General features: G+C 74.3%; 15 protein-coding genes. 9 read left to right on the forward strand and 6 right to left on the reverse strand.

The features are described 5' to 3' along the window. Window positions 1-6: 6 nt before the first annotated feature. Window positions 7-216 (reverse strand): hypothetical protein, encoded by a 210-nt coding sequence (locus H6H00_RS11380; protein ID WP_185721248.1) that lies wholly within the window; start codon window positions 214-216, stop codon window positions 7-9. Window positions 217-298: 82 nt separating this feature from the next. Continuing rightward, window positions 299-517, reverse strand: coding sequence for a BldC family transcriptional regulator (locus H6H00_RS11385; RefSeq protein ID WP_185721249.1), 219 nt, complete (start codon window positions 515-517; stop codon window positions 299-301). Between the two features lie 142 nt (window positions 518-659). Between H6H00_RS11385 and H6H00_RS11390 the strand changes: the two genes are divergently transcribed. Continuing rightward, window positions 660-935, forward strand: a complete 276-nt coding sequence (locus H6H00_RS11390; RefSeq protein ID WP_185721250.1) for a DUF4229 domain-containing protein — start codon at window positions 660-662, stop codon at window positions 933-935. A gap of 25 nt (window positions 936-960) precedes the next feature. On the opposite strand, the gene H6H00_RS11395 is transcribed toward H6H00_RS11390, so the two are convergent. The 3 genes from H6H00_RS11395 to menE form a co-directional block, all read right to left on the reverse strand. Continuing rightward, on the reverse strand, window positions 961-1,842 hold the full coding sequence (locus H6H00_RS11395) for a 1,4-dihydroxy-2-naphthoate polyprenyltransferase (RefSeq protein WP_185721251.1): 882 nt from the start codon (window positions 1,840-1,842) through the stop codon (window positions 961-963). 143 nt (window positions 1,843-1,985) lie between these two features. Continuing rightward, window positions 1,986-3,611 carry a DUF8814 domain-containing protein gene (locus tag H6H00_RS11400; RefSeq protein ID WP_185721252.1) on the reverse strand — a complete coding sequence of 542 codons (1,626 nt, stop codon included), beginning with the start codon at window positions 3,609-3,611 and terminating at the stop codon, window positions 1,986-1,988. Between the two features lie 135 nt (window positions 3,612-3,746). Then, complete coding sequence (gene menE, locus H6H00_RS11405; RefSeq protein ID WP_185721253.1) at window positions 3,747-4,874, reverse strand: o-succinylbenzoate--CoA ligase; 1,128 nt, start codon at window positions 4,872-4,874, stop codon at window positions 3,747-3,749. Between the two features lie 142 nt (window positions 4,875-5,016). Between menE and H6H00_RS11410 the strand changes: the two genes are divergently transcribed. Then, a complete protein-coding gene (locus H6H00_RS11410; RefSeq protein ID WP_185721254.1) occupies window positions 5,017-5,211 on the forward strand; it encodes a hypothetical protein in 195 nt (64 codons plus the stop codon). 18 nt (window positions 5,212-5,229) lie between these two features. Here H6H00_RS11410 and H6H00_RS11415 read toward each other — a convergent pair whose 3' ends face one another. Then, a complete protein-coding gene (locus tag H6H00_RS11415; RefSeq protein ID WP_185721255.1) occupies window positions 5,230-6,138 on the reverse strand; it encodes a 1,4-dihydroxy-2-naphthoyl-CoA synthase in 909 nt (302 codons plus the stop codon). Window positions 6,139-6,205: 67 nt separating this feature from the next. Here H6H00_RS11415 and H6H00_RS11420 point away from each other — a divergent pair, with 67 nt between their 5' ends. From H6H00_RS11420 to H6H00_RS11450, 7 genes are all read left to right on the forward strand, one after another. Next, on the forward strand, window positions 6,206-6,787 hold the full coding sequence (locus H6H00_RS11420; RefSeq protein ID WP_185721256.1) for a hypothetical protein: 582 nt from the start codon (window positions 6,206-6,208) through the stop codon (window positions 6,785-6,787). Between the two features lie 58 nt (window positions 6,788-6,845). Then, complete coding sequence (locus H6H00_RS11425; protein WP_185721257.1) at window positions 6,846-7,454, forward strand: hypothetical protein; 609 nt, start codon at window positions 6,846-6,848, stop codon at window positions 7,452-7,454. A gap of 59 nt (window positions 7,455-7,513) precedes the next feature. Continuing rightward, window positions 7,514-8,638, forward strand: coding sequence for a TerD family protein (locus H6H00_RS11430; RefSeq protein ID WP_221775855.1), 1,125 nt, complete (start codon window positions 7,514-7,516; stop codon window positions 8,636-8,638). A 2-nt stretch (window positions 8,639-8,640) separates the two neighbouring features. Then, on the forward strand, window positions 8,641-9,354 hold the full coding sequence (locus tag H6H00_RS11435) for a GntR family transcriptional regulator (RefSeq protein ID WP_379539738.1): 714 nt from the start codon (window positions 8,641-8,643) through the stop codon (window positions 9,352-9,354). 73 nt (window positions 9,355-9,427) lie between these two features. Then, a complete protein-coding gene (locus tag H6H00_RS11440; protein ID WP_185721258.1) occupies window positions 9,428-10,240 on the forward strand; it encodes an N-acyl homoserine lactonase family protein in 813 nt (270 codons plus the stop codon). 34 nt (window positions 10,241-10,274) lie between these two features. Beyond that, a complete protein-coding gene (locus H6H00_RS11445) occupies window positions 10,275-11,558 on the forward strand; it encodes a hydroxyacid-oxoacid transhydrogenase (protein WP_185721259.1) in 1,284 nt (427 codons plus the stop codon). A 62-nt stretch (window positions 11,559-11,620) separates the two neighbouring features. Beyond that, window positions 11,621-12,121 carry an FmdB family zinc ribbon protein gene (locus H6H00_RS11450; RefSeq protein ID WP_185721260.1) on the forward strand — a complete coding sequence of 167 codons (501 nt, stop codon included), beginning with the start codon at window positions 11,621-11,623 and terminating at the stop codon, window positions 12,119-12,121. Window positions 12,122-12,124 lie beyond the last annotated feature (3 nt).

Raw genomic sequence — 12,124 nt, forward strand, 5'->3', positions numbered from 1 at the left:
CCCCGCTCAGGCCGGCGGGTCGTCCGGGCGCTTCACGCGCTCGTCGAGCTGGCGCAGGAAGTCGGGATCGTCGTCGGGGCCGCTGACGCGCGGGCGGGCCGGACCGGGGCCGGACCGCTCACCCGCGGGCGACTCGTCGCCGCCGACGGTGCTCATCGCCTTCCAGAGCACCAGTGCGATGATCGCGGCGCCGACGAACGCGATGAAGAACAACATGGCCACCACCTCCGCCGTCGAGATTAGCGGAGGTGGGGCGTGACGGGGGTGAAGCCGCCGGATGCGATGCGGCGGAGCGTGCTCAGCCGTGCGCGGGCGGTAGCGTCGCCTCGCTGGTGAGGTCGGCGAGCAGGCCGCGGACCTCGGACTCGCGGAAGCGGCGGTGCCCGCCCGGGGTGCGGATCGAGCCGATGCGACCGGCCGAGGCCCAGCGGGTGACGGTCTTGGGGTCGACGCGGAACAGACCGGCGACCTCGCCGGGGGTGAGGAGTCTTTCCTCGCTGCTCGTGGGTGCTGCCATGGTGCGCCTCCAGGTGGAATGTCCTGATGCATCGTGACACTCGGGACCCCGGGTACTCGAACGGTTGTCCGGAGGTAAAGGGCGCCTAAAGGACGAAACGGACGAGCGTCCGGGTCGTCCCGCGGGGTCGTAGGCTCGGGGCATGACGTCACCACCCGCCCCGGGCCTGCTGCCCACCATCGGGCTCTACGCGCTCGCGCGGCTCGGGCTCGTCGCCGTCGTCGCCGCGCTGCTCGCGCTCGCGGGTGTCCCGGTGCTGGTCGCGGTGCTGGTGGGGCTGATCGTGGCGCTGCCGCTGTCGATGGTGCTGTTCCGCGGGCTGCGGTCCCGCCTCGACGCGGCACTGGCCGAGTCGTCGCGGCGGCGCGGGGCGGAGCGCGAGGCGCTGCGGTCGCGGCTGCGCGGGGAGACCGAGTAGCGGCTGCGCCGCCCGCGCGTGCGGGTCAGAGCACGCCGCTGAGCGCCGTGCCGACGCCGGTGAGGACGGACCACGCGAGGAGCGTCACCCCGGTGGCGCCGAGCACGCGGACCAGCGCGCGCCCGTCGGCCCCCTGCAGCACCTGGCGGGCCGGCAGGAACGCCAGCGGCAGCGCGGCCAGTGCGATCAGCATCGGCCAGCTGCGCAGCCCGGCCAGCGCGGAGAGCAGGAACGGGGCGGCGACGAGCGCGACGTAGAGGCGCCGGGTGTCGGTGTCGCCGAGCAGGACGGCGAGCGTGCGCTTGCCGGAGACGGTGTCGGTGGGGATGTCGCGCAGGTTGTTGGCCACGAGCACCGCGCACGTCAGCAGCCCGACGCCGACCGCCCCGATCACCGCGAGCGGGCTCGGCGGCCCGCTCTGCGTGATCACGGTGCCGAGCACGGCGACCGGCCCGAAGAACACGAACACGGCCACCTCGCCGAGCCCCGCGTAGCCGTAGGGCCGCGAGCCGCCGGTGTAGAACCAGGCGCCGGCGATGCACAGGGCGCCCACCGCGATCAGCCACCACTGCTGGGCGAGGGACACCAGCGTCAGGCCGGCCAGCCCCGCCACCACGAAGCAGCCGAACGCCGCCGCGCGCACGCTGGAGGCCTCCGCCAGCTTCGACCCGACCAGGCGCACCGGCCCGACCCGGTCGTCGTCGGTGCCGCGGATGCCGTCGGAGTAGTCGTTGGCGTAGTTCACGCCGATGACCAGCGCGACGGCCACGAGCAGCGCCAGCAGTGCCCGCCCCGGCGCGACGGTCCCGGCCCCGATCGCGGCGCCGGTCCCGACCACGACCGGGGAGACGGCGGTCGGCAGGGTGCGCGGGCGGGCGCCCTGCACCCACTGGTTCAACGTGGCCACACGGGAACGCTATCCGGCCCGGTCACCGCGGCCCCTGGGGTGGGTGGTGCCCCGGACCGGTCACCGCGGGTGGACGGCCGGGTGATCGGTCCGGGACGGGGGTGGTGGTCGGTCCGGCGACCGCGCCGCTCGACTCGTGACGATCAGCCGAGGGGGGCGTCGGGGGTCGTGCTCGGGGTGGTGGTGGGCGCCGGAACCTCCGGGGTGGTGGTCGCGCCCGTGGTGTCGCAGGGGGTGGCGGCCGGGGTGGCGCTGCTCGTGGCGGCACCGGTCGCGGAGGTGGGGTCGGCCGACGGGGTGCCGGTCGGGGTGGGGTCGGCCGACGGGGTGCCGGTCGGGGTGGCGTCGGCGGTGGAGGTGTCGGTGGTAGTGGTGGCGGCGTCGGCGGTGGCGCCGTCGGCGGGGGCGGCCGCGGTGGCGTCGGTGGAGGTGTCGCTGGTGGGGGTGCCGGTCGGGGTGGCGTCGGCGGAGGCGGCGTCGGCGGCGGTGGAGGTGGCGTCGGTGCCGGCGTCGGCGCACGAGGTGGCGGTGGTGGCGTCGGCGGGGGTGGCGCTGTCGCCGGCGACGGGGGCGTCGGTCGTCGCGGGGGCGGTGTCGCACGAGGCCACGCCCTCGGCGTCGGTCACCTCGTCGGCCTCGATGTACTGGTCGGTGCCGATCCGCAGCCAGGTGCCGGACGCCGCGGACAGGGCGCACTCGACGGGGACGGCGGCGCTCTCCGCGGCCACGCCCACGACCTCGGCGCCCGAGTCGGGGGCCGCGAGGACGTCGACCGGGGAGTCGGAGCTCACCAGGGAGAGGCGGACCGAGCCGGTCCACAGGTAGTCGACGGTGACCCAGGCGTTGTCGGTGAGGCCGAGCGCGTCCCAGAACAGGCCGTCGCCGAGGTCGATGCCGGCCGGGTTGGAGGGGGTGCGGCCGAACTGGTCGCGCCCGCCGTTGTAGCCGTCGGCGTGCGCGGCCTGGGCCTGCGGCACGCCCTGGGGGAGGTCCTTCCACTCCTGGCGCTGGTCGGAGGGGTTCCAGTAGTCGTCGCGGGTGTTCCACGGGCCCACGTCCCAGACCGGGGCGAACGCGCAGCGGCCGTTGGGGGCGCAGACCTTGACCGAGTAGTCGCTGGTGTTGCGCGGCGCGAGGGCGCGGCGGGAGGGCAGGGCGACGAAGTGGTCGCGCTCGGCGATGACGTGCCCGTTGGCGGTGGTGCCGCCGGCGAGGCCCTCGCGGGTGGCGAAGACGCGGTAGTTCAGGGCCGCGGACTCCACCACGGCCTCGGTGCGCGCGGTGGCCGGGTGCGCGGTGACGGTGACGCCCCGGACGGCCGGCTCGGCGGCCGGGTCGCCGGTGAGGACGAGGCGCGTCTGCACCTCCGAGGTCGGCTCGGGCAGCGCGGCCGTGCCGGAGGTGGCGGGCACCCACTCCGTCCAGCCGCCCGACGCCCGGCGCCCGCGGACGTCGACCGCCGCGGTGCTGCCCTCGGGGAGGTCCCCGTCGACGGCGACGTCGACGCGGTCGGTCCGCATCTCGAGCGGGTGCGTCGGCAGCGTGAGCAGGCCGGTCGGGACGGGCGCGCCGTCGTCGTCGGGGAGCAGGTGGGTGCCCGCGTGGTCGAGCCGGGCGGTCCCGCCGTCGACGGTCACGCCCGCGCTCTCCCCGGCGACGAGGTCGGGAGCCCACGACGCCGTGCCGGTCTCGGTGGCGGCGGCCGGTCCGGCCGTGCCGAGCGCGAGTGCGCCGACGACGGCCAGCAGGGTCGCGGTGCGCAACCTCATCCGCATGGTGAGAACTCCCCGTGTTGTTGCTGTGACTGCTGGTGCGTGTGTTGCTTCTGATGGCGCAGCAAACGGGATGAGTGAGTAGTGGTCAATCAACGCAGAGTGAGCGACCTGATGTGATGGCGCTATCGGTCACCCGCTCGGGGGCTCCAGGCCGTCCGTCACCGTGACGAGCCGCGCGACCGCTGCCCGATCGGGCTTCCCGATCCCCCGGATCGGGATCTCCAGCACGTCGACGATCCGGCGCGGCACCGCGGCCCGCCCGAGTGCCGCGCGCACCGCGTCGCGCAGGCGGTCGTCGTCCGGGCGGGCGGGTCCGGCCACCACCGCGGCGGCGACGACCTGTCCCCACTGCTCGTCGGCGACCCCGACGACGCACACCGCGCGGATCCCCGGCTGCGCGGCCAGCACCCGCTCGACGGCGGCGGGTGCGACCTTCTCCCCGCCCGTGACGATCACGTCGTCGGCCCGGCCGAGCACCTCCAGCCGCCCACCGGTCCAGCGGCCGAGGTCTCCGGTGCGGAACCGACCGCCGAACGGGGGCCCGCCGAGGTAGCCGAGGGCGAGCGTCGGCCCGCCGAGCACGATGCGGCCGTCGGGTTCCAGGTCGACGGTGACGCCGTCGAGCGGCACCCCGTCGTAGACGCAGCCGCCCGCGGTCTCGCTCATCCCGTAGGTCGTGACGACGGCGACGCCCGCGTCGAGCGCCCGGCGGTGCAGCCCCGCCTCCAGCGCCGCCCCGCCGACGAGGACCGCGCGGTAGGTGCGCAGCGCGTCCAGGGCGGCCCCGCCCGCGTCGAGGACGCGCAGCAGCTGGGTCGGGACGAGGCTGGTGTGCCGCGCGCCGGGGCCCAGGCGGTCGGTGGCGGCCGCGAACGCGTCGGGGCGGAAGCCGGTGCGCAGGTCCTGCACGACGGGCGGTGCGCCGCCCAGCAGCGCCCGCACGACCACCTGCACCCCGGCGACGTGCTCGGCGGGCAGCGCGAGCAGCCAGCGGGCCGGTCCGCCGAGCCGGGCCGCGGTGGCCGCCGCCGACGCCCGCAGCGCGTCCGCGGGCAGCGCCACCAGCCGGGGCTCCCCGGTCGACCCGGACGTCGCGATCACGACCGCGGTGCCCGGCGGGGGCGGCCCGGCCGGGGCCGGGGTCACCGCGGCACCGGCGCGCGGGAGCACGGCCGGCCCGCCGTCCAGGGCGGCGGCCAGCGCCCCGACCAGCACGTCGACGCCGTCGGGGGAGCCGTCGAGGGTGATCGTCCGCATGGACCGAGTCCACACGGTCACCGCGGTCGGGGCCACCCGGGGGCCCGACCGTCACGGTGGGTGCCGGCGCCGCCACCCACACGTGGCGTTCCCTCACCCCGTCGGCGCGCAACGCCGCAGCTCAGGGCCGCGATAAGGGGTCATGGAGATGATGAGCTGGGTCGCGGTCGGGGTGACGACGTGGATGGCGGGGTCCGTGCCGCTCGCCCTGCTCGTGGGCGCCGCGATCCGCGCGGGCGGTGCGTCCCCGCGGCGCACCGCCGCCCGGCGGGCACCGTCCCACGTCCGGCACGGGCTGGGCTGCACCGGACGGCGGGTCGTTCCGGGCGTCGCCTGACCCGACGGGGCCGGTGGCTCAGTAGTGCCAGGGGTACGCGGCCCAGTCGGGCTCGCGCTTCTCCAGGAACGCGTCGCGGCCCTCGACGGCCTCGTCGGTCATGTAGGCCAGGCGGGTGGCCTCGCCCGCGAAGAGCTGCTGGCCGACCAGCCCGTCGTCGGTGAGGTTGAACGCGTACTTGAGCATCCGCTGCGCGGTGGGCGACTTGCCGTTGATCTCCTTCGCCCACTGCAGCGCCGTGGCCTCCAGCTCCGCGTGCGGCACGACCGCGTTGACCGCGCCCATCCGGTGCGCGTCGGCGGCGGAGTACTCGCGGCCCAGGAAGAAGATCTCGCGGGCGAACTTCTGCCCCACCTGCTTGGCCAGGTAGGCCGAGCCGTAGCCGCCGTCGAAGCTGCCGACGTCGGCGTCGGTCTGCTTGAAGCGGGCGTGCTCGGCGCTGGCCAGCGTGAGGTCGGCGACCGCGTGCAGCGAGTGCCCGCCACCGGCGGCCCAGCCGTTGACGACGGCGATGACGACCTTCGGCATGAACCGGATCAGCCGCTGGCACTCGAGGATGTGCAGCCGGCCCGCGCGCCCGGCCTGCACGGTGTCGGCCGTGTCGCCGTCGGCGTACTGGTAGCCGGAGCGCCCGCGGATGCGCTGGTCACCGCCCGAGCAGAACGCCCACACGCCGTCCTTGGGGGCGGGGCCGTTGCCGGTGAGCAGGACGCAGCCGACGTCGGGGGTCTGCCGGGCGTGGTCGAGCGCGCGGTACAGCTCGTCGACGGTGCCGGGGCGGAACGCGTTGCGCACCTCGGGCCGGTCGAACGCGATGCGCACGGCACCGGTGTCGACGGCCCGGTGGTAGGTGACGTCGACGAAGTCGAAGCCCTCCACCGGACGCCACGCGGAGGGATCGAAGATCTCGGAGACCTGTTCGGACACGGGCCGCACATTACGGATCCCGTACGCGGCGGGCGGCGGCCCCACCGCGGCGGCAGGATCACGCGGGATGAGACGCCCGCTGACGATCGTGCTGGTCGCCCTGCCCGGTCTGCTGCTCGCCGCCGTCGGGTACCTGGTCCACCCCGGCTTCCTCGACGCCTCGACCGCGCGGGCCTGGTGGACGGTGCACGTGTACCTGGTGCCGGTGTTCCCGCTGATCCCGCTCGCGCTGTGGGTGCTGCTGCGCGGCGTCACGGGGCCGGTGGCGGCGCTGGCGCGGGTGGCGGCGTACGGCTTCGCCGTCTTCTACACCGCGCTCGACGTCCTCTCCGGCATCGGCGCCGGGCTCGTCGTCGAGGCCGGCGTCCCCGAGCTCGCCGGGCGGCTGTTCGGCGTCGGCGACGCACTGGGCCACGCCGGGGTGTGGATGCTGCTCGGCGCCGCGCTGCTGACCGGCCTCGCGCTGCTCCGGCGCGACGGCCCGCGGGTGCTCCCCGGCGCTCTCGTGCTGGCGGGGGCCTGCTTCCCGTTCATGACGGGGCACATCTTCCACCCGGTGGGCGTCGCCGCGATGCTGCTCGTCGCGCTCGGCTGCGCGCTGATGGCGGCGGCCCGGCGGGAGCCCGCCTCGACGCCCGGCCCGTCGTGATCGGGCGCGGCGGGCTCGTGGGGGCGCGGGCCACGTGCCGGTCTGCGACGCTGGGCGGGTGACGACGGTGGAGCGGACGGAGCAGACCTCCCGGGCCGGATGGTGGACGGTCGCGGCCGCGGCGGCTCCCGGGCTCGTGCTCGCCGTCGCGGGGCTGTTCCACCCCGGGGCGCTGGCCCCGTCGACGGCCACGCAGTGGTGGACCCTGCACGTCGTCCTGCTGCCGCTGTTCCCGCTGCTCGCGGTGGCCCTGTGGGTGCTGCTGCGCGGGGAGCGCGGCGTGGTGGCGTGGCTCGCGCGGATCGCCGCCTACGGCTACGCCGCCTTCTACACCGCGCTCGACGTGCTGGCCGGCATCGGGGCCGGGTACCTCGTCGAGAAGGCCCAGGGCGGCAGCCAGGAGGCCAACGACCTGCGCGCGCTCGGCAACGACCTCGGGATGATCGGGTCCTGGTCGTTCCTCGTGGCCGCGCTGCTGACCGGTCTGCTGCTGGTGCGTCGCGACGGGCGGGCGGCCCTGCCCGGCGCGGTGATCCTCGTCGGCGGGGCGGCGAGCTTCCTGCACGGCCACATCTACTGGCCCTCCGGCGGCCTCGCGGTGCTCGCCGTCGGCGTCGGGTGCGGGGCGCTGGCGTACACCGCGCGGCCGCGCCGGACGCCCCGGTAACGGGACTCGCGGGATCGCGGCGCGGCCGCGGGGCCGCCGGCACTGGCAGGATCGGGTCCGTGCAGACCCTGCCCAAGGGCGCCAACGCGCCGCTCCCGCCCGGTCCCGTCTCGGTGCGCGTCACGGCCGCCGCGCCCGTCGACATCTCGGCCCTGCTGGTCGCGGCCACCGGGAAGGTGCGCGGCGACGCCGACTTCGTGTTCTACAACCAGCCCCAGGCGGCCGGCGTCCGCTACAACCCCGACGGCGTCGACGTCGACCCGTCGGCGGTGGAGGACGCGATCGAGACCGTCGTCGTCACCGCGAGCCTCGACGGCCGCGGGCCCGCCACGTTCGGCGCGCTCGGCGGGCTGCGGATGGACGTCGCGGTCGGCGGGTCGCCGCTGGTGACGTTCACGCCCGAGGGCCTCGGTGCGGAGACGGCGCTGCTGTGCGTCGAGATCTACCGGCGCGGCGCGCAGTGGAAGGTGCGCGCGGTCGGGCAGGGCTACGCGAACGGGCTCGGCGGGATCGCCACCGACTACGGCATCTCCGTCGACGACGAGCCGGCGCAGGTGGCGGCCGCGCCTGCGGCGCCCGCCCCGCCCGCCGCCCCGTCCGTCGTCAACCTCGACAAGGGGAAGGTGTCGCTGGCCAAGCGGCAGACCGTCTCGCTGACGAAGACCGGCGCACCGGCCCTGCGGCGCGTCGCGATGGGCCTGGGCTGGGACCCGGCGCGGGGCGGGCGCAGCATCGACCTCGACGCGTCCGCCGTCGTGATCGGCAGCCGCGGCAAGAAGACCGACTCGGTGTGGTTCATGTCCAAGAGCGCCTTCAAGGGCGCGCTGGAGCACTCCGGCGACAACCTCACCGGCGACGGGGACGGCGACGACGAGACCATCCAGGTCGACCTCGCGAAGCTCCCCGACGACGCGCAGGCGATCGTGTTCGTCGTCAACTCCTTCCAGGGGCAGAAGTTCACCGAGGTCAGCCGGGCCTACTGCCGCCTCGTCGACCTCGACACCCGCGCCGAGCTCGTCCGATTCGAGCTGACCGACTCCAAGCCGCACACCGGCGTGATCATGTGCGTGCTGCGCCGCGCGGGCGCCGCCTGGACGATGACCGCGATCGGCGAGTTCCACGACGGCAAGACGGTCCGCGCGATGTACGGCCCGGCCGAGGCGCTGCTGAGGGACCTGGGCTAGCGGTGGACCAGGTCGGCGCGGACCCGATGGGCGCCCGGGTGCTGGGGGCGCTGCGCACGGCCGTCATCTCCGGGGAGCTGGCGCCGGGCTCGCTGCACTCGGTGCAGCAGCTCGCGACCCAGCTGGGGGTGTCGCGCACGCCCGTCCGGGAGGCGCTGATCCAGCTGGCGCAGCAGGGGATCGTCCGGTTCGAGCGCAACCGCGGCGTGCGGGTTCTGCAGACCTCGCTGCACGACCTCGAGGAGGTCTTCGCGCTGCGGCTGCTGCTGGAGGTCCCGGCCACCCGCCGCGCCTGCGCGTTGCTGGACGCCGCCGGGCGCCGGGACCTGCGGAGGGTCTTCCGGGCGATGGAGCGCGCGGCCGACGCCGACGACGAGTTCGCTCTCTGGGAGCACGACCGGCGCTTCCACCGGGCGGTGCTGGAGGCGTCGGGCAACCGGCGGCTCGCGCAGTACGTCGACGGGCTGCGCGACACGGTCCTGCGGCGCGGGGTGTCGACGGCGCGGTCGTCGCGCTCGCTGCACGACATCGTCGCCGAGCACGTGGTGATCCTGGAGCGGATCGAGGCGGGCGACCCCGACGGGGCGGCGGCGGCCATGCACGCGCACGTCCGGCACACCGCGGAGCTGCTCATCGCGCAGGAGAGCGGGGAGCCTGCGGGCACCGTCGAGATCGACCTGGGCTGGACGACCCATGATCGGATGCGCACGGATTGACGAGTGGCATGTCACATGCCACGGTGCGGTCAGGCGCGTCCGAGCGCGTCCCTCGACGGCGAGAGGATCCCCCATGGCCACTGCGAACAAGGTCACCGTCATCCCCTGCGGGGCGATGACGGCCGACCTCACCTGGCTCCTGATCAAGCCAGGAAAGTCGATCACCGACCGCCACCACAAGGACGCGCCGCCGCCGTGGGTCGACGTCCCCACGCACTGCGTCCTGGTGGAGACCGACGAGGGCAAGGTCCTCTGGGACACCAGCTGTCCGAGCGACTGGGAGGAGCGCTGGGCGCCCACCGGCCTGCAGGACTTCTTCCCCTACGACAAGGCCTCCGACGACGAGTACCTCGACGCGCGGCTCAACCAGCTCGGCGTCGGCCTCGACGAGATCGACTACGTGATCCTGTCGCACCTGCACTTCGACCACGCCGGCAACGCGCAGATGTTCAAGAACACCAACGCGAAGCTGGTCTGCCACGAGCGCGAGAAGGACTTCGCGTTCAACTTCGAGGGCCCCTTCAACGGCGCGCACCTCAAGGCCGACTACGAGGGCCTGGACTTCCAGACCGTCTCCGGCGACACCGACTTCCTCCCCGGCATCAAGCTCATCGAGACGCCCGGCCACACCGTCGGCACGATGTCGATGCAGGTCGACCTGCCCGACACCGGCACGATGATCTTCACCTCCGACGCCGTCTACATGGGCGAGAGCTTCGGCCCGCCCGCCACGCCGGCCGCGATCGTCAACAACCTCGAGGACTTCTACAAGTCCGTCGAGAAGCTGCGCGGGATCCAGGAGAAGACCGGCGCGCAGATGGTCTTCGGCCACGACGCCGAGCAGATCCACCAGCTGCGCGTGGCGCCGGACGGGTCGTACACGTGACCGCCGACGTACTTCCTCCCGCGGAGGCGACATCATGACCGGGATCGAGCTGAAGGAGGAGACGATCTTCACGTGGGGTGCGCCCCCGCTGAAGTTCGGGGCGGGCGCCTCGGACGAGATCGGCTTCGAGATGTCCGGCTACGGCGTCAAGCGGGTCCTGATCGTCACCGATCCGGGCGTCAGCGCGCTGGGCATCCCGCAGCGCATCGCCGACACGCTCTCCCGCTACGACATCTCCTCGGAGATCTTCGACGGCGTGCACGTCGAGCCCACCGACGACTCGATGAACAAGGCCGTCGAGTACGCCAGGGTGCAGGGCGAGTGGGACGGCTTCGTGGCCGTCGGGGGCGGGTCGGCGATCGACACGGCCAAGGCGATCAACCTGCTGACGTCGCACCCCGGCGAGCTGATGGACTACATCAACAAGCCGATCGGTGCGGCCAAGACCCCGCCCGGGCAGCTCAAGCCGCTGATCGCGGTGCCGACGACGGCGGGCACCGGCTCGGAGTCCACCGCGATGTGCGTGCTGGACATCCTGTCGATGAAGGTCAAGACCGGGATCAGCCACTGGCGGCTGCGCCCGACCCTGGCCGTGATCGACCCGCTGCTGACGATGACGCTCTCGCCGGAGGTCTCCGCGGCGTCGGGCATGGACATCGTGTGCCACGCGGTGGAGAGCTACACCGCGCGCTACTACACGACGTTCGACCGCAAGAAGCCCGAGGAGCGCGTCACCTACTGCGGCTCCAACCCCGTGTCGGACCTGTGGTGCGAGAAGGCGATGGCGCTCATCGCGCAGTCGTTCCGCGGGTCGGTCCGGGAGGGCTCGCTGGAGGACCGCTCGAACATGATGATGGCCGCGACGTTCGCGGGCATGGGGTTCGGCAACTCCGGCGTGCACATCCCGCACGCCAACGCCTACCCGATCGCGGGCATGGTCAAGGACTACCGCCCGGCGGGCTACCCGCAGGACGAGCCGATGGTGCCGCACGGCCAGTCGGTGTCGCTGACCGCGCCCGAGGCGTTCCGCTTCTCCTTCGAGTCCGCCCCGGAGCGGCACCTGAGGGCCGCGGAGCTGATGGACCCGCGCGCCGACAAGCACTCCACGCCGTCGGAGCAGCTGCCGTCGGTGCTCGTCTCGCTGATGCGCGACATCGACATCCCCAACGGGATCGGCGGCGTCGGCTACACCGAGTCGGACGTCCCGGACCTCGTCCCCGGCACGATGAAGCAGGCCCGCCTGCTCGCGACGTGCCCGAAGACGCCGACCGAGGACGACATCGCCGGGATCCTGACCCGGTCCATCGAGAACTGGTAGCCCCCGTGCGCGGAAAAGGGGGCCCCGGCCCCCTTTTCCGCGCACAGGCACCGGAGGTGCACATGCCGATCTACGTCTTCAAGTGCGAGTGCGGGTACCGCTTCGAGCACCTCGCCTCCTTCGACGCCGCCGCGCCCGGCTGCCCCTCCTGCGGCGGCGAGACCCGCAAGATCCCCGCCGGGTTCAGCCTGGGCGGTCAGGCGAGCGCCGGGCTGTCCAAGGAGCAGATGCCGCAGACCTGGCGCGGCACCTACAACGGCGACCGCGAGTACGTCACGAGCCTGCGCCGCCAGTGGGACAAGCGCCAGCAGGTGGAGGCGAAGCACCCCGAGATCGCCGGCGACCAGCGCCCGATCATCGCCCACGAGGGCCGCTACCACGCCGCGCCCCTGCGGGCGGGCGACGTCCCGCTCGGCGGAGCCGCTGGTCAGGGACCCGCGGCGGGCACAGGGCACGGACACGGCCACGGGGGCCACGGCCACGGTCACGGTCACGCCGGGACGCCTGCGACGAAGCCCACCACGGGGTCGACGGGTGCTTCCCCGGCGGGCGGCTCAGACTGACCC

It is taken from the genome of Pseudonocardia petroleophila, assembly GCF_014235185.1.
Lineage (GTDB): Bacteria > Actinomycetota > Actinomycetes > Mycobacteriales > Pseudonocardiaceae > Pseudonocardia > Pseudonocardia petroleophila.

Coding starts and splice junctions, on each gene's coding strand:
- menE (WP_185721253.1), bottom strand. CDS start 4,874: ATGCGGACGATCACCCTCGACGGCTCCCCCGACGGCGTCGACGTGCTG.
- H6H00_RS11440 (WP_185721258.1), top strand. CDS start 9,428: ATGGCCACTGCGAACAAGGTCACCGTCATCCCCTGCGGGGCGATGACG.
- H6H00_RS11420 (WP_185721256.1), top strand. CDS start 6,206: ATGAGACGCCCGCTGACGATCGTGCTGGTCGCCCTGCCCGGTCTGCTG.
- H6H00_RS11385 (WP_185721249.1), bottom strand. CDS start 517: ATGGCAGCACCCACGAGCAGCGAGGAAAGACTCCTCACCCCCGGCGAG.
- H6H00_RS11390 (WP_185721250.1), top strand. CDS start 660: ATGACGTCACCACCCGCCCCGGGCCTGCTGCCCACCATCGGGCTCTAC.
- H6H00_RS11380 (WP_185721248.1), bottom strand. CDS start 216: ATGTTGTTCTTCATCGCGTTCGTCGGCGCCGCGATCATCGCACTGGTG.
- H6H00_RS11400 (WP_185721252.1), bottom strand. CDS start 3,611: ATGAGGTTGCGCACCGCGACCCTGCTGGCCGTCGTCGGCGCACTCGCG.
- H6H00_RS11450 (WP_185721260.1), top strand. CDS start 11,621: ATGCCGATCTACGTCTTCAAGTGCGAGTGCGGGTACCGCTTCGAGCAC.
- H6H00_RS11410 (WP_185721254.1), top strand. CDS start 5,017: ATGGAGATGATGAGCTGGGTCGCGGTCGGGGTGACGACGTGGATGGCG.
- H6H00_RS11445 (WP_185721259.1), top strand. CDS start 10,275: ATGACCGGGATCGAGCTGAAGGAGGAGACGATCTTCACGTGGGGTGCG.